Consider the following 16,444-nt stretch of genomic DNA (forward strand, 5'->3'; position numbering starts at 1 on the left):
TTTGCCTATACTGGAGCTATTAAATAGCCGAGGTAAAGCAATGTTTGAAATTGATCAATGGGCATTTTCTGGTATTGATGGCCAAATATCTTTGCATAAATGGCAAAAAACAATCGACCTTATAACGGGGCTTTTTTCAGCCCCGTCTGGTTATATAGTTCAGGCAACAAGCAAAGGCTATCGCGTTGTTATTAGAAGTAACGAAGGTGGCTCTAACTTTGAGACCAACCCTATACTCCCTCCTCAAACTCCTCTGTTTTGTCGCCACGTAGCTGAAACTAACAATACATTATATGTTAATGATGCAAGTAATAATGATGCATGGAACACCCTACCAGAAGTAGTTGAAGACGGTGTTGAATCCTACCTAGGTTTACCCATTCATTGGCCTGAAGGCGAAGTGTTTGGCACGTTATGTTTAAAAGACACTAAAATAACAAGCTATACCGATGAATACTTTGAACTCATAGAACAGCTACGCGATTTGATTGAAGACGACTTAGCGCTTGTTTATAGCTATGAGCAAATGCGTGAAATAGCCATGTTAGACTCATTAACGAATATTTATAATCGCCGAGCACTTAACTTACTAGCTCAGCAAAAGCTTAACTTAGCACTGCGTTTAGGCTTTGACGTGTGTTGTTTGTTTATCGATATAAACGACTTTAAAAAATTAAACGACACCTGCGGACATGAAGTGGGCGACAAAGCCTTAATTATATTGGCAGATACGCTAAAAACGCATTTAAGAGATGCTGATATAGTAGGGCGCTTAGGTGGCGATGAGTTTGTTGCAGTAATGCAAGTAAGCGATAAAAGCAAGATTAACTACATCATGGATAAAATTTCGACTGAGTATTCAAAAGCCTTACTCAAAGAAGACGTTTGCGATTTATCGCTTAGTATTGGTTATAGTTTTACTAATAAGCAAAAGCAGCCCTTTGAAGCGCTATTAAATGATGCAGACCACGCAATGTATAAAAATAAACAAGCGTATAAGCTCGCTAAAAAGGCACAATAATAAAAGGAGGTTCGTCATGACTCATGCCACACAAACTTGGCTGGTTTTTTCTGCGATAGGTTTTATTTTTTCCTTAGCAATAATAAGCTTATTTGAAACGTTCCCTAGCATTAGATTTATATCTAATGAGGGAATAATTTTTGGTGTTATGTGCTCCTCTATGGGGTTTGCCTTAAAAAGGCTTGAGAGTAATAACCAAAAACACCTTCAATAAATAGCTTAAGCTGCAAATCTTTACTTGTATTTATTAATTAATTTTTCAAAGAACGGACATAAAAAAGCAAGCCATGAGGCTTGCCAAGAAGGGTGTTAATTAGCTCTAACCTAGCTTTTAAGCTATTAGCTTTTCCGCAAGGTTCAATTCCATAATGGCTTTTAATAAACGGTATAAATTAATTGACGCGTCAATTTCTTCTTTACGGTTTGTTAAGCTTTCAATATTTAAGCCCAGCGGTACATCTAAATGCGCACAGCTTTTAAGTATTAAGTCGAGGTTTTCGCGGCAAATACGGACTGATTCGCTTAATGTATTGTCTGCATCAAGCATGCGCCATTTAGTTGCCTCTGGCACTGAGATACCCAACCATTGCATAAACTCTAAGGTTTTTTCGCCGCCGCACGGGGTAAACGTTAATATAATACGTTGAGGTGTAATCCCTTGTGCTTTACATGTACGTGCGTAGCTAGTAATTAACTCTATAGTCGCTTGTGCATCGTAAACAGCTTGCGATATAAAAAACTGACAACCTTGTGCTGTTTTTTCTATTAATCGTTCGTGCTCATTTCGTTTACTTGAATGGCGCTCGGCAATCGTAACGCCACCTAAAAAGAAATCATCTGATTGCTCAGCCATCGCTTTATAAGCATCTGGCAGGCTTAGCTTTATATCGCCTATCGATGATGGGCTACCTACTAAAACTACATTTTGTAAATCGTAGTCGTTTTTAGTTTCACTTAGCCAATCTTTAAATTCGCCTACGCCACGCTGCGCCACACTTTTATAAGTAATCACATCTTGTGCAGATAAATTACGAAGTAAATGGCTGTATTCACGCGGATCAACGGTTTGTTTAAACGCAAATGGACGGTCTTGATTAGTGCGGCTGCTTTCGTCTTGAATGTCATAAATTATCACGCCGTCGTATTCAATTTCGTGTAAGCGACCTAATAGCTTTTCTGCAATGGTTTTTAATTGCGCTTTATCGGTGCCAATTTTAGGCGGGGTAGTACCAATAAGATAAACACCTTGGTTGGTGTCCACTATCTTCTCTTTTAGTGATAAAGCCATAATCCTCATTCCAGCTAAGTTTGTTTTGATGGATTTAATATAGCAGCCATTTAGACGTCTAGATAGATTTATTTAATGAAAGTTTTTCAATTAACATGATGTTTATTCATAGTGCTTGTTCCCATAATTTATAATTGACACAGTTGTTTACATAATAAATTCCCTTGGGGCTCTTATATTTATTGGCTTTGGGGCATAATTAAAGAGTTAAATCTGACAACAAATTTGCTCAATTTAAAAAGGGACAACAATGAAATTTAAATTATTAGCAACCAGCTTAGCGGTATCGCTGGCGTTAACAGGTTGCGCCATGCAACAAAACCAAAGCACGCAAACAACTGCACAACAAGAACAAGTAAATAAAGCTGATGACCGTGTTTTCTCGCAAGATTATTTAATTGAAGAGCTAGAAAACGGCTTACGTGTCATGGTTGTTAAAACCGACTACCCTGATGTAGTGTCGCTGCAAATTCCGGTATCGGTTGGGTCGCGTAACGAAGTTGAAGAGGGCAAAACAGGCTTTGCTCACTTTTTTGAACACATGATGTTTAAAGGCTCACAAAAATACCCTGAAGATGTGTACTCAGACATATTAAAAAATTCAGGTGTTGATAACCGCGCTTATACAACAAACGATTTTACAAACTACCATTTAAACTTTTCAAAACAGCATCTTGATAAAGTGCTTGAGCTTGAAGCTGATATTTTTCAAAACTTAACCTACACCGAAGAGCAATTTAGAACAGAAGCACAAACGGTAAAAGGTGAGTACTTAAAAAACAACGCGAGCCCAATTCGTAAATTATTAAGCGCTGTACGCGAAGAAGCGTTTGATAAGCACACGTATAAACACACCACTATGGGCTTTTTTAAAGACATAGAAGCCATGCCAGCTCAAATGGCGTACGGGAAAGAGTTTTTTGCTAAATTTTATAAACCTGAGTATGTGTCACTTGTTATTGTGGGCGATGTAGATCCACAAGCAACAATGGCAATGGTTAAAAAGCATTGGGGTAGCTGGAAAAAGGGTAACTATGTTGCTGACATTAAAGCAGAGCCTGTTCAACAAGCACCAAAATATTTGCACCAGCAAGATGAAGCGCTACCAGGGCATTGGTTACTTGTATCGTACAAAGGCGCTGCGTGGGAGCCTGCTAAAAAAGACAGAGCGGCACTTGATTTAATCTCACAGCTTTATTTTTCAAATAATTCAGATTTATATCAAGAGCTAGTGGTCGACAAAAAAATTGCCAGCCAAATGTTTACCTATAACCCAGAGACCAAAGATCCGGGTTTATTACACGTATTTGTTAAAGTAGAAAACGCAGATGATTTAGCCACTGCGCGCGATGCCATTAACCGAACTTATGCAAAAGCACGCACTGAGCTTGTTGATGAGCAAAAGTTGAGTGATTTAAAATCGAACCTTAAATACAGCTTTATTAATGGCTTGGATTCATCGCAAGCGATTGCATCAACTCTTGCCAGCTACATGCATTTTGAGCGCGATCCTGAGGTTATAAACCAGCTGTATAAATCGGCAGATAACATCACCAGCGCAGATATTAAAGCCGTTGCTAACAAATACTTTACTGATAACGCACGTACCACATTAACGATGTCGGCACTTGATAAAGCCCCAGGTTTCGAGCAAGAGGTTGATTTAAATGCGCTTACTGCAAAGCTTGAACAAGCACCTGCGGCACCTGTATTTAAAGTACTTGATAAAACCAATAGCTCGCCATTAATTGATGTTAACTTTTTATTCAATACCGGTGCGGCTGCCGACCCACAAGGTAAAAAAGGTGTTGCTGCGCTCACTGCGGCTATACTTGCACAAGGTGGCTCAGAGGCGACAAGCTATAAAGATATTCAAAAAGCACTTTATCCGCTTGCGGGTAGCTTTGGCTATCAAATAGATAAAGAAATGCTGTCGTTTCAAGGGCGTATTCATAAAGATAATGCGGCGCAGTGGTATACACTTGTGAGCGATCAATTACTAAACCCAGGTTTTAGAGATGACGATTTTAAGCGCCTTAAAAAAGAAATGATCGACGGCATTAAGTCAGGCTTAAAAGCATCTAACGATGAAGAGCTAGGCAAAGAAGTGCTATACAGTGCGCTTTACAAAAATCACCCTTATGAAAGTTACAACTACGGTGATATTTCGGATTTAGAAGCGTTGACGCTAGATGATGTTAAAGCGTTTTATAACAGCGAGCTTACGCAATCTAAACTCACGGTTGGCTTAATTGGGGCTGTGCCTGCAAAGCTTAAAGCTAAAATGATGAGCGATTTTGCAACGCTACCAAAAGGTGAGCAAAGCCGTTTAAGTATTCCTGATGCACCAGCGCTTAAAGGTCATCATGCAACTATTGTAGAAAAATCGGCGCAATCGACAGCGGTATCGTTTGGTTTTCCTATTGATACAATAAGAAGTAGCGAAGACTGGACAGCCCTTTGGCTTGTGCGTTCGTACTTTGGTGAGCACCGTAGTTCTAACAGCTTTTTATATGAGCGCATTCGTGAAACTCGCGGTATGAACTATGGCGATTACGGATACATTGAATACTTTCCACGTGGTATGTTTCAAACCAAGCCTGATGCAAATCTAGGGCGCTCTGAGCAAATATTTCAAGTGTGGTTACGCCCACTTCGCTCTAATAACGATGCGCACTTTGCAACACGTACCGCCTTGTTTGAGCTAGATAAGCTAATTAAAAATGGTATGAGCGAAGATGACTTTGAAGCAACGCGTAACTTTTTAATTAACTTTGTGCCGCAAATGGTGGCAAGTCAAAACCGCCAATTAGGTTACGCACTTGATAGCGAATTTTACAACATAGATAGCTTTGTAAGTTACGTAACTAACAAACTTAAAACGCTAACGCTTGCTGATGTAAATCGCGTTATTAAAGAAAACTTACAAACAGACAATGTTCACTATGTGTTTATAACCGCAGACGGCGCTGATATGCAAAAACGTTTAGCATCGCAGCAAACCTCACCAATGGTTTACAACACAAAAAAACCAGCGGAACTAGTTGCTGAGGATAAAGTAATTGCTGATTACAAATTAGCAATTCCTGCAAAAAATATTGAAGTAGTAAAAGTTGAAAAAGTATTTCAATAATTTAAGTGGTTTTTAATGGTTGGAAAGTGCCCTAACTTATGGGGCACTTTATATCTTTAATGACTCTGTAGTAGGGTCCTTTAATTAATGAAACGCGCATCATATATTTTGATGGCAATACCAATAATCATAATTATTAAACTAATGAGAAGTAATATATTTATTCCACGCTTTTCTTTATTTTTTAATTCAGAGTCATCACTCATTTTGAATTCCTCATTTCTATTTGTTTATGTAAAAAATCAATAAAACTAAATATAGCTTAGCTCGGTATAATGAACAAACTTAGCTTAAATCCTAATTAATTTAGCGTTTTTTTACGCCGTCAGCTGTACGTCAGTCCGTATTTTTTCATATGACAGGTGAGCTTTCGTATGTTGCTAGCTTTTGATTTTTATTAATTTACTATATTTTAAGTATGTATTGGTAATTTTAGCTACTGTCGTATAACTTAATCTAAAAAATGGGTACGTATTTGAAATATCATTTCTGGGTGCTAGGGCGTGTTGAACTCTGTGGATTGAAATTTGTTCAATCTAGGGTCGATTTAATCGCGGCGCGAGGTTTGTAACCTAGTGGGCTAAGTAAAAACCGAGCAACAAAGAGTTAATCGTCCCTAGTTATATCTAATAACCAGAACAAATAACTAAGGGATTAACACCTTAGGCTTTAAATCCGTTAGACTTGGGAAAAGGCTATTTTATATCAACTTAAGGCAGTGCAGTATTATGCGTCATGCAATTTGGCAACAGCTTCGCGACGAAGCTAACGATGTAGTAACACGTGAACCATTATTAGCAAGTCATGTTTATTCATGCATTTTGAATCATGATTGTTTAGGTTCGGCATTGAGCTTTATTGTTGCTAATAAGTTGGCTGATGCGGTGGTATCGGCATTCACTATCCGAGAGCTGTTTGACCAAGCATTTGTAAAATGTGACCGTATGCTATCTTTTGTTGCTGAGGATATTAAAGCGGTAAAAGACCGCGACCCTGCATCAGAAACCTATCTTACGGTTATATTAAATCTAAAAGGTTTTCATGCTATTCAGGCACACCGTTTGGCTAATTGCTTGTGGCAACAAAACCGCAAAGAGTTAGCGCGCTTTATTCAAAGCCGTAACTCTGAAGTGTTTGGGGTTGATATTCACCCAGCATGTAAAGTAGGTAAAGGCATTATGTTTGACCACGCAACCGGTATTGTTATTGGTGAAACAGCGGTAATTGAAGATAATGTATCAATTTTGCAATCTGTAACGCTTGGCGGTACAGGTAATGAGCAGGGCGATCGTCATCCTAAAATTAGAGCGGGTGTATTAATTGGCGCTGGCGCTAAAGTGCTTGGTAATATTGAAGTAGGTGAGGGCGCACGAATTGGTGCGGGCTCAGTTGTACTTAGCAATGTTCCACCACACACAACCGCTGTTGGCGTACCCGCTAAAATTATTGGTCGACCGGATTGTGAGTGTCCGGCGCAAAGTATGAACCAAAACTTTTTAGCAAATCCTGAGCCTGAAAACGAATCGCACACGAGTGCAATGCTATAAGTAATTAAAAAATAATAAAACTTAAAAGGAATTAACATGAACAAGAATAGTTTATTGGCTCTAGGGATTGGGTTTATTGCGGGTGTAGGTTTAACTTGGAGCTACTTTAACGCAGCTTCAAGTCATCCAGAATCTGTTAAGTCGCAGCCAAGTTATGAAAAACAGCAAAAGCTTCATACTGAACAACAAAGTAATGAAGTATTAAGTAATGCAGACTCTGCAGTACCTGAGCAAGATGCTAGTATAGAGCCCGCTGAAGACACGCCTCCAACCTATTCAGAAACCCAAATGCTTGATGAACTACCTTTAGAAGAGCAAGTAACTCAGCTTAAGCAGCAACTCGCCGAACAGAAAGCGACAGTTAAAAGCATTTTAAAGCAAATGAGAGGTCCTTCAGATTTTGAGAAGATCTTACGTGATAAATTTGAAAAGCAAACGCGTGACGAAGAATGGGCTTATCGTACTGAAATGGCATTACAAGATTTTTTATTAACAGCTGATTTAGCGATTATACCCGATGTTGTTAGTGCAAAATGTAAAACGACGATATGTGAATTTGAACTAGCCGCACCCGCTGATAACGACACATTTGATAATTCTCAATGGCGAGAGCTAAACGACAAGTTGATGAAGCAAGAGTTTTGGCAACAATTTAAAAGCACTACCTCCACATCAAGCGATAGCGAGCTTAAATTGTTGCTAAGTACAGAGTTTTAAGTAATACCAACTTTATGTAATAGGTATAACCTGTGATTCTATAGAGCCATCAACGAGCTCTGTAATCAAAACATCGCCTGTTTTAATTTGCCCCACAGATTTAACCACTTTGCCTTGTTGTGTTTTAGTGATGCTATAGCCGCGCGCTAAAACATTAAGCGGACTTACTGAATCTAACCTGCTTGCTTGCAGTGCTAAGCTATTATTCGCTTGCTGTAACTGATGTTGTATAGCTTGGTTTAGCCTAGCTTGTAATTGCGAAAGTTGATGGCTTGCTGTAGCGAGTTTTTTATCGGGTGATTGGCGCATTAAACGCGGCGTTAAGTTATTGAGTGTGCGTTCTTGTTGGTATAAACGATTACGCATCGCCTGTTGCAGCGCAATGCTTAGCTCATCCAAACGTTGTGATTTTTGATTAAGCTGATTACGCGGATGACATAAATTAAGGCGGTGTTGTAACTGCGTTGCTAGTGCGCGCTTGTCGGCAATGCCGTGCTTAAACGCGTTAGATAAACGATTAACTAATTGCGTTACTTTGTTGTGTAACTCTTGCGTATTTGGGCTTACAAGCTCAGCTGCGGCTGATGGGGTCGCTGCACGAACATCAGCAACGTAATCGCTAATAGTGGTATCTATTTCGTGGCCTACCGCACTTACTATGGGTAATTCACTTTTGAAAATAGCGCGGGCGAGCTGTTCGTGATTAAAACACCATAAATCTTCAAGTGATCCGCCGCCTCGCCCTAAAATAAGTACGTCTACTTCATCACGTGTGTTGGCTAATTCAATTTGGTTAATTAAATGCACGTGCGCTTCTTTGCCTTGTACCATAGCAGGGTAAATGATGACTTCTAGCTGCGGTGCACGGCGTTTGAGTACCGTTAAAATATCTTTTATAGCAGCGCCGGTTGCTGAGGTAATAACACCAATGCGATTAATATTTTGGGGCAATGGCTGTTTGTGAGCAGAGCTAAATAATCCTTCGGCGGCTAAACGCATTTTAAGCGCATCAAATTCTTGTTTTAGCTGGCCTTCGCCTGCGGGTTCCATATGCTCAACAATAAGCTGGTAGTCACCGCGAGGTTCATAAAGCGATACACGCGCTTTTACTGTAACTTGTGCGCCATTTACAGGGCGGTAGCTTTGGTTGCGATTATTGCCTCGCCACATGGCGGCTTTAATTTGTGCTTTATCGTCTTTTAACGAAAAGTACCAATGTCCAGATGCAGGGGTAATAAAGTTAGAAATTTCGCCCGTGAGCACTAAAGATGCAAAACCTTGCTCAAGGATTGTGCGAATTTCTCTATTAAGGCGTGAAACGGTGTAAACCGCCTGCGAAGGCTTCGAAAACATAAAAAACAACCTAAAACTATTTATAAAGCAAGGGTCTATTGATCTTTGCAGGTTAAAATTTGTTCAAACTAAGGGCGATTTAATCGCGGCGCGAGGTTTGTAACCTAGTGGGCTAAGTAAAAACCGAGTAACAAAGAGTTAATCGCCCCTAGGCTGAACCCTTTGGGCAGCGCTTGTTTGGCATTGATGCTACGTTATCGCCTATTTATGGGGAATAACCACACTACATAGGCTCTGCCTTGCCTAAATACCTAACAAACTGCTGCAAATTTAACCTTAAAAGGCCAATAGACCCTATATTATCATAAATATTTGCGAAATATTATTTACTCATGCCAACAACGCTGTTAAAATTTGGCCGCAATTCCTTATCTTAGATCCACATGTGAGAAGTTGCCAAAATGCTTAGAATCGCTAAAGAAGCTCTTACCTTTGATGACGTACTTTTAGTACCTGGTCATTCTACTGTTTTGCCACACACGGCAAATATTTCAACTCGCTTAACGCGTGGTATCAAACTTAACTTGCCGCTTATTTCAGCATCTATGGATACTGTTACAGAAGCTCGTTTAGCTATTGCCCTTGCGCAAGAAGGTGGTCTTGGTTTTATTCATAAAAACATGACTATTGAAGAACAAGCGAAAAACGTACGTAAAGTTAAAACCTACGAAGCAGGTATTGTTTCATACCCTGTAACGGTTACTGCCGATTTAACAATTGCAGATGCAATTGAGCTTTCGCACGAAAAAGGTTTTTCAGGCTTTCCGGTTACCGATAGCAATAATGTGCTTGTAGGCATTGTTACTAGTCGTGATATGCGTTTTGAAACTAAGCTTGAACAGCCTGTTTCTACCGTTATGACTAAAAAAGAAAAGCTTGTTACCGTTAAAGAAGGCGCAGCACGCGAAGAAATTTTAGGCTTAATGCACGAACACCGCATTGAAAAAATCCTTGTTGTTGATGATGAATTTAAACTTAAAGGCATGATCACAGTAAAAGATTACCAAAAAGCCCAAGACAAACCTGACGCATGTAAAGACGACCAAGGTCGTTTACGTGTAGGTGCTGCTGTAAGTGTTGGTGCAGGTACTGATGAGCGTATTGCTGCATTAGTAGAAGCGGGTATTGATGTTTTACTTATCGATACATCGCATGGTCACTCTCAAGGTGTTATTGACCGTGTTACTAAAACGCGTAAAGAGTACCCAGACTTACAAATTATTGCAGGCAACATAGCAACAGCTGAAGGTGCGATTGCACTTGCTGATGCGGGAGCGGATGCAGTTAAAGTAGGTATCGGCCCAGGTTCTATTTGTACTACACGTATTGTTACCGGTTGTGGCGTTCCACAAATTACCGCTATTTCAGATGCTGTTGAAGGCTTAAAAGGTCGCGACATTCCTGTTATTGCTGATGGTGGTATTCGTTTTTCTGGTGATATTGTTAAAGCACTTGTTGCTGGTGCATCGTGTGTAATGGTGGGTTCACTTCTTGCTGGTACTGAAGAAGCACCAGGTGAAGTTGAATTATACCAAGGCCGTTATTACAAATCTTACCGTGGTATGGGCTCATTGGGCGCGATGGATCAAAAAGAAGGTTCATCAGATCGTTACTTCCAAAAATCAAACGAAGCAGACAAGTTAGTACCTGAAGGTATTGAAGGTCGCGTAGCTTACAAAGGTCCTATTGCAACGATTATTCATCAGCAAGTGGGCGGCCTACGAAGCGCTATGGGCTTAACGGGTTGTGCAACAATTGAAGAGCTAAATACAAAACCACAATTTGTACGTGTTACTTCAGCAGGTATGGGTGAGTCGCACGTTCATGATGTGCAAATCACTAAAGAAGCACCAAATTACCGCTTAGGTTAAGCAGCGTAATTAATTTAATATACTGGGCTTGCTTTGCAAGCCCTCTTTTTAGTCGTTTACATTAACAAACGGCATTTAGCATCAGACTTTACGAGATACTCCATGAGCAAAGATATTCACGATTCACGAATTCTCATTTTAGACTTTGGTTCACAATACACTCAATTAATCGCCCGTCGTGTGCGTGAAATTGGTGTTTACTGTGAGCTTTGGGCATGGGATGTGACTGAAGAGCAAATCCGCGAGTTCAACCCACAAGGTATTATTCTTTCTGGTGGTCCAGAATCAACAACACTTGAAAACAGCCCGCGCGCTCCTGAGTATGTATTTAATGCAGGCGTGCCTGTGCTAGGTATTTGCTACGGTATGCAAACAATGGCAGCTCAACTTGGCGGAAGTGTACACAGCTCTGATAAAAAAGAGTTTGGTTACGCACAAGTAGAAAAAGTAGGCAGCTGTGCATTATTTGATGCAATTGAAGACAGCATTACCGATGGCGGCAACGGCATACTCGACGTATGGATGAGCCATGGCGACAAAGTAATGGATATTCCAGCTGGTTTTGCAACAACAGCTAAAACATCTACTTGTCCACATGCTGCAATGTCTAACGAAGAAAAACGTTTTTACGGTGTACAGTTTCACCCAGAAGTAACACACACGCATCAAGGTCAGCGCTTATTAGAGCGTTTTGCTATTGATATTTGTGGCTGTGAAAAATTGTGGACTGCTGCAAAAATTATCGATGATGCTATCGAGCGTATTAAAGAAACAGTTGGCGATGACGAAGTTATTTTAGGCCTCTCTGGTGGTGTTGATTCATCGGTTGTGGCTATGCTTATTCACCGTGCAATTGGCGAAAGACTAACATGTGTATTTGTTGATAATGGTTTACTTCGTTTAAACGAAGGCCAACAAGTAATGGACATGTTTGGTAATAAATTTGGCTTAAATATTGTTAAAGTTGAAGCTGAAGAGCAGTTTTTAAATGATCTAGCGGGTAAGTCAGACCCAGAAGATAAACGTAAAGCCATTGGTCATACGTTTATTAATGTATTTGATGAGCAAGCCAAAAAGCTTAAAAATGCAAAATGGTTAGCGCAAGGTACAATTTATCCTGATGTAATTGAATCAGCGGCATCTGCAACTGGTAAAGCGCATGTTATTAAATCTCACCACAATGTGGGCGGATTACCAGATGACATGAAAATGGGCCTTGTTGAGCCATTACGTGAATTATTCAAAGATGAAGTACGTAAAATTGGCCTAGAACTAGGTTTACCGTACGACATGCTTTACCGTCATCCTTTCCCTGGACCAGGTTTAGGTGTGCGTGTACTTGGTGAAATCAAAAAAGAATACTGTGATTTATTACGCCGCGCTGATGCGATTTTCATCGAAGAGCTTCACAAAGCTGAGCTCTACCATAAAGTAAGCCAAGCGTTTACTGTATTCTTACCTGTTAAATCGGTAGGGGTTATGGGCGATGCACGTAAGTACGATTGGGTTGTATCACTTCGTTGTGTGGAAACAATCGACTTTATGACAGCGCGCTGGTCACATTTACCTTATGAGTTTTTAGGTGTGGTATCAAACCGTATCATTAACGAAATAGATGGTATTTCTCGTGTTGTTTACGATATTTCAGGTAAACCACCTGCAACTATCGAATGGGAATAATTAATTTTAGTTTTAATTAACTAATTTTAAGTGATTAAAAAACGGCGAATTAGCATGCTAATTCGCCGTTTTGTTTATTTAAAAAGCAGTTAAACTAAAAGAGTGATTTTTCTCTTTACCTTTGGCGAAACTTCTCTATAATTCGTCGTCATTGCAGGGGCGTAGTTCCAATTGGTAGAACAGCGGTCTCCAAAACCGATGGTTGGGAGTTCGAATCTCTCCGCCCCTGCCATTTCTTCTTTACATCGTTTTTATTACTTCTTATATTGTTCAAATGTCTAATCTACTGAGTTGTTATGCATACACGTTACGCAGCTATTTTTGATATAGAAAATCTTGAACTCAATCAACATTATTGTCCTCAAGCAAATGATCAAGCTAATACTTTATCGCAAAGCTCGATAGCTAGTTCTTTAACGCTAAATGAGCAACTACTTGCAGACATTAAACTCAGTGCAGAACCTATTATTATAAATAGCGTTGTACAGGGCAGTGAGATGCAATTAAACGACAATAAGCTTACATTGCCAACCCCACAGCTCAACGGCTCTGAGAAGCGTGCTTTATGGGCTTTAATGAGTGAACACCTTGATAAACTTTAAATCAGTAGATGAAACTGCAATACCTCAATTAATGGCCATCGAAACAGCGTGTCATAGCCATCCGTGGACTTTAAATACAATGGGTTCATGTATAGGTGGGCGCTATTTTAATGTTGCCGCATTTGATGAGGCGAGCATGATTGGTTTTTATATTGGTGAAAAAGCAGGGCCTGATTTTACGCTTATGGATATTTGTGTAACACCAAGTCACCAAGGGAAGGGTATTGCAAGGCAGTTGTTAGCGCAGTTTATTGAATATGGTGAGCAGCAAAATGCTGAAAACCTCTTTTTAGAAGTACGCGAATCAAATACGCGTGCTATTGCGCTGTACGAGCGCGCAGGCTTTGCTGAGATGTCAGTGCGTAAAAACTACTACCCAAGTGATAACCCTGCTAAAAATGGCTTTGAAGACGCTATTTTAATGGGTATGGCGCTAGGTTTAAACTTTTCATAATTAAAGTCGGTAATTAGCATTTAAAATATAGAGCCGTTAAAGTACTGCATTTGTACAGTTTTGTAAGTTTGCTTTTTAGGTTACTTTGTCGCTAATTGCTTGCTCAATGGCTGCTATTAAATCATTTACCAGCTCGTCTCTTGGTACTTTATTGTTACTTTTTAAGTTCTCTTCAAGTGCCGCAGCGCTATGGTAAATTTCATCAAAGTTAAAGCATCCAGAACTGCCTTTAACACTGTGCGCTATACCTCTTAATGCTTCCCAATCATCACAATGCTGCAAAGCTTTAACTTCTTCTAAATATGTAGGTAAGTTAGCTAAGTAATTATCGGCAATTTGCTGAAACTTTTCGCTCTTTAATAGGCTATCCCATTTATTTTGATTATCTTTTTCAAGATGCAGGTAGCTTACGAGTACGTTTTCCAGAGCATCTTTATCAATGGGTTTAGCCAGTGCTTTGTCGCAACCAGCTTCTAGATAAGTGCCTATATCATGGTTCATGACATTGGCAGTAAGGGCAATGATAGGGCCATCATACGCTGCATGACGAAGCATTTTAGTCGCTTCTAATCCGCCCATTACAGGCATTTGCATATCCATAATAATAAGTTGGTAGTCGTTTACGAGCGCCATTTCTACAGCTTGTGCGCCATTACTGGCAATATCGGGTTCAAGACCCCAGGTTTGCAGTAATAATTTAATTAATAGTTGGTTATCTGGGTTATCCTCAGCCACTAATATATTGGCGTCGAAGCTATTGGTTGCAAACGATAAGAGAGGATCTTTCTCTGGTATTAACTGGCTTTCTTGCGTTAAAAACTCAAGCATGGGTTGATCATCAGATAGCTGACATGCCACCCTAATTGTAACTCGGCTACCTACACCCACTTCACTTTCAAGGTTTACATCGCCACCAAGTAACAGTGCTAAGTTTTTAGAAATACACAACCCAAGACCTGTACCACCAAAACGGCGTGTAGTTGTGGCATCGGCTTGTTCAAACGGCTTAAATACACGTTCTATTTGATGCTCAGACATACCAATACCAGTATCTTTAATTACAAACTCTAGCTTTTGACTTGCTTGTAAATAATGCACACAAATAGACACGCTACCATTTTCGGTAAATTTAACGGCGTTATTAGCAATGTTTATAAGTATTTGTTTTAAGCGGGTCACATCACTATAAATGGTGCGGGGTAGCGGCAGTTGATAGTCGATATTAAGGGTTAATTGTTTTTCTTGTGCCAGTGGTTGAATAATTGATTCAATGTCGTGCACAAGCTGCACTACGTTTAACGCTGACAAATCAACAGCCAGCTTTTCAGCTTCAATTTTAGATAAATCGAGTATGTTATTTATTAACTCTAGTAAGTGTTTTGAATTACGTAAAATAGTGCTTAGGTGTTGTTTGTCATTCGCTACTTTATCGTTGTGTAGTAACTGCTCTGTAAAACCCATAATGGCCGTGAGCGGCGTGCGTATTTCGTGACTCATGTTAGCTAAAAAACGACTCTTAAGTTGATTAGCTTGCTCAGCTTGGCCAATAGCTAACTCAAGTTGGCTGTTCATAGCTTCAAGTGCTTGGGTACGACTTTCCACTTTATCTTCAAGGTGGTGTTTGTATTCTTCAAGCTGTTGTTGGTAGTGCCTTATTTGATTAACCATGTGGTTAAAGTCGTTAAATAAAACACCTACTTCATCATTTGTATGAGCTGGTAAGTGCACCGACAAATCGCCATCACCAACACGGTGGCTTGCAGCACCTAGTAATTCAATTGGGTTAAGTAATAAATTACGTACCACTATAAAAATTAATATTGGCAGGGTGATCACCGAAATAATAACAATTAAGCCTGTTATTAAACTTATGGCTTTACCTGATTGATAAAGCACCCCTTTGGGAATGGTCGATACGTAATAATATCCGCCGGGCATTTGCACTGCAAAAATCATTCGCTCTATTTTGTCTATGCTTGAGAGTTCAATAGTTGAAAGCATGCCGATATCAGCGAGGTCGTGCACTTGATTAAGTTCGTACTCGCTTATGTATTGGCCACGCATATTGTAATCGGAGCTAAATAAAATTTTCCCGTCTTTAGTCAACATTAAATTAAGCGTGTTGTTATATGGCGCTTCTAAAATACTAGAGTTTAGTATTGAAGGTTCTATATGTATTACAATGAAACCAAGCTGCTGTGGTCGTTTTAAATAGTAATCAACACTATAAATTCGTTGAATAAAATACAAACTAGTGGTGCCATCATCCTTTTGAATCATAAATTGCTGTTTACTTAAATTACTTTGCAATACTTGATTAAAAAACGGGTAGCTTTTAGGCGCTGTTGTTAGGTTGTTAGAGTAGTAGGCATCGCTTTTCCCACTGGCTGAAACTAAATTAATGCTAATTATATCGGGATAAGCCTCACTGTAACTGGCAAATACATCCATAAGCGCGCCAAGTTTTCGGGTGTAATTACCGTTGGCACGAATGTCGTTTGCTAAAAAATCACTAAGTACTGGCGAGGTTGAAAGTAGTTTTGCAGTAGAGTGAAAAGAGTCGATATAATTAAATATTTTTTGCTGTTGTTGCTCAACAAAACGGCTCATTATTAAATCAGCTTGTTTTTGTGTTGAATTAGTTACATTGGTGAGCGTAAAGCCACCTAAAAATAGCAGCGGTAGAATAACAAGGGGTGTTATATACCATAATAATCTAATACTTAACTTACTGGTTTTCATGACCAAACGACTTATCCTCCATGCAATCTATCAATA

13 protein-coding genes and 1 tRNA gene are annotated in these 16,444 nt (G+C 39.6%); 10 read left to right on the forward strand and 4 right to left on the reverse strand.

The genetic code is table 11. The annotated features are described in order from the left end of the window. The first annotated feature begins 40 nt into the window (after positions 1–40). Together AAEY62_RS05765 and AAEY62_RS05770 are read left to right on the forward strand one after the other, a co-directional pair. Entirely contained in the window at positions 41–1,021 is a 981-nt protein-coding gene (locus tag AAEY62_RS05765; protein WP_024590051.1) for a sensor domain-containing diguanylate cyclase, read from the forward strand. 16 nt (positions 1,022–1,037) lie between these two features. After that, positions 1,038–1,235 carry a hypothetical protein gene (locus tag AAEY62_RS05770; protein WP_024590050.1) on the forward strand — a complete coding sequence of 66 codons (198 nt, stop codon included), beginning with the start codon at positions 1,038–1,040 and terminating at the stop codon, positions 1,233–1,235. 117 nt (positions 1,236–1,352) lie between these two features. Here the strand turns inward: AAEY62_RS05770 and AAEY62_RS05775 are convergent, their stop codons facing one another. After that, a complete protein-coding gene (locus AAEY62_RS05775; RefSeq protein WP_021032136.1) occupies positions 1,353–2,309 on the reverse strand; it encodes a methylenetetrahydrofolate reductase in 957 nt (318 codons plus the stop codon). A gap of 250 nt (positions 2,310–2,559) precedes the next feature. Here AAEY62_RS05775 and AAEY62_RS05780 point away from each other — a divergent pair, with 250 nt between their 5' ends. Further along, the gene (locus tag AAEY62_RS05780) at positions 2,560–5,442 is read left to right on the forward strand and encodes a M16 family metallopeptidase (RefSeq protein ID WP_350634713.1); all 2,883 of its coding nucleotides are present in this window, start codon (positions 2,560–2,562) and stop codon (positions 5,440–5,442) included. 80 nt (positions 5,443–5,522) lie between these two features. Here the strand turns inward: AAEY62_RS05780 and AAEY62_RS05785 are convergent, their stop codons facing one another. Further along, positions 5,523–5,648, reverse strand: coding sequence for a hypothetical protein (locus AAEY62_RS05785; protein ID WP_007581611.1), 126 nt, complete (start codon positions 5,646–5,648; stop codon positions 5,523–5,525). A gap of 522 nt (positions 5,649–6,170) precedes the next feature. Here AAEY62_RS05785 and cysE point away from each other — a divergent pair. Together cysE and AAEY62_RS05795 are read left to right on the forward strand one after the other, a co-directional pair. Continuing rightward, positions 6,171–6,989 (forward strand): serine O-acetyltransferase, encoded by an 819-nt coding sequence (gene cysE / locus AAEY62_RS05790; RefSeq protein WP_007581613.1) that lies wholly within the window; start codon positions 6,171–6,173, stop codon positions 6,987–6,989. 36 nt (positions 6,990–7,025) lie between these two features. After that, positions 7,026–7,706: a hypothetical protein gene (locus AAEY62_RS05795; RefSeq protein ID WP_024590048.1), complete on the forward strand. Its 681-nt coding sequence runs from the start codon at positions 7,026–7,028 to the stop codon at positions 7,704–7,706. A gap of 12 nt (positions 7,707–7,718) precedes the next feature. Here AAEY62_RS05795 and xseA read toward each other — a convergent pair whose 3' ends face one another. Further along, positions 7,719–9,059, reverse strand: coding sequence for an exodeoxyribonuclease VII large subunit (gene xseA, locus AAEY62_RS05800; RefSeq protein ID WP_024590047.1), 1,341 nt, complete (start codon positions 9,057–9,059; stop codon positions 7,719–7,721). Between the two features lie 401 nt (positions 9,060–9,460). Between xseA and guaB the strand changes: the two genes are divergently transcribed. The 5 genes from guaB to rimI all read left to right on the forward strand — a co-directional run bounded on the left by guaB (position 9,461) and on the right by rimI (position 13,666). After that, a complete protein-coding gene (gene guaB, locus AAEY62_RS05805; RefSeq protein WP_002958783.1) occupies positions 9,461–10,930 on the forward strand; it encodes an IMP dehydrogenase in 1,470 nt (489 codons plus the stop codon). Between the two features lie 102 nt (positions 10,931–11,032). After that, entirely contained in the window at positions 11,033–12,610 is a 1,578-nt protein-coding gene (gene guaA / locus AAEY62_RS05810; RefSeq protein WP_024606053.1) for a glutamine-hydrolyzing GMP synthase, read from the forward strand. A gap of 155 nt (positions 12,611–12,765) precedes the next feature. After that, positions 12,766–12,842 (forward strand) — tRNA-Trp (locus AAEY62_RS05815). 64 nt (positions 12,843–12,906) lie between these two features. Then, positions 12,907–13,212: a hypothetical protein gene (locus tag AAEY62_RS05820; protein ID WP_350602992.1), complete on the forward strand. Its 306-nt coding sequence runs from the start codon at positions 12,907–12,909 to the stop codon at positions 13,210–13,212. Then, the gene (rimI, locus tag AAEY62_RS05825) at positions 13,199–13,666 is read left to right on the forward strand and encodes a ribosomal protein S18-alanine N-acetyltransferase (RefSeq protein ID WP_007581622.1); all 468 of its coding nucleotides are present in this window, start codon (positions 13,199–13,201) and stop codon (positions 13,664–13,666) included. Before AAEY62_RS05820 ends, rimI begins: the two co-directional genes overlap by 14 nt. A gap of 75 nt (positions 13,667–13,741) precedes the next feature. On the opposite strand, the gene AAEY62_RS05830 is transcribed toward rimI, so the two are convergent. Further along, entirely contained in the window at positions 13,742–16,408 is a 2,667-nt protein-coding gene (locus AAEY62_RS05830; protein ID WP_024590044.1) for an ATP-binding protein, read from the reverse strand. Positions 16,409–16,444 lie beyond the last annotated feature (36 nt).

Source organism: Pseudoalteromonas sp. GW168-MNA-CIBAN-0100 (assembly GCF_040309225.1).
GTDB lineage: Bacteria > Pseudomonadota > Gammaproteobacteria > Enterobacterales > Alteromonadaceae > Pseudoalteromonas > Pseudoalteromonas arctica.

What these genes read in the sequence shown, in the direction of transcription:
- AAEY62_RS05795 (WP_024590048.1), top strand. Translation starts at nt 7,026, where the DNA reads ATGAACAAGAATAGTTTATTGGCTCTAGGGATTGGGTTTATTGCGGGT.
- AAEY62_RS05830 (WP_024590044.1), bottom strand. Translation starts at nt 16,408, where the DNA reads ATGAAAACCAGTAAGTTAAGTATTAGATTATTATGGTATATAACACCC.
- AAEY62_RS05765 (WP_024590051.1), top strand. Translation starts at nt 41, where the DNA reads ATGTTTGAAATTGATCAATGGGCATTTTCTGGTATTGATGGCCAAATA.
- AAEY62_RS05785 (WP_007581611.1), bottom strand. Translation starts at nt 5,648, where the DNA reads ATGAGTGATGACTCTGAATTAAAAAATAAAGAAAAGCGTGGAATAAAT.
- AAEY62_RS05780 (WP_350634713.1), top strand. Translation starts at nt 2,560, where the DNA reads ATGAAATTTAAATTATTAGCAACCAGCTTAGCGGTATCGCTGGCGTTA.
- AAEY62_RS05820 (WP_350602992.1), top strand. Translation starts at nt 12,907, where the DNA reads ATGCATACACGTTACGCAGCTATTTTTGATATAGAAAATCTTGAACTC.
- guaA (WP_024606053.1), top strand. Translation starts at nt 11,033, where the DNA reads ATGAGCAAAGATATTCACGATTCACGAATTCTCATTTTAGACTTTGGT.
- AAEY62_RS05775 (WP_021032136.1), bottom strand. Translation starts at nt 2,309, where the DNA reads ATGGCTTTATCACTAAAAGAGAAGATAGTGGACACCAACCAAGGTGTT.
- xseA (WP_024590047.1), bottom strand. Translation starts at nt 9,059, where the DNA reads ATGTTTTCGAAGCCTTCGCAGGCGGTTTACACCGTTTCACGCCTTAAT.
- cysE (WP_007581613.1), top strand. Translation starts at nt 6,171, where the DNA reads ATGCGTCATGCAATTTGGCAACAGCTTCGCGACGAAGCTAACGATGTA.
- AAEY62_RS05770 (WP_024590050.1), top strand. Translation starts at nt 1,038, where the DNA reads ATGACTCATGCCACACAAACTTGGCTGGTTTTTTCTGCGATAGGTTTT.
- guaB (WP_002958783.1), top strand. Translation starts at nt 9,461, where the DNA reads ATGCTTAGAATCGCTAAAGAAGCTCTTACCTTTGATGACGTACTTTTA.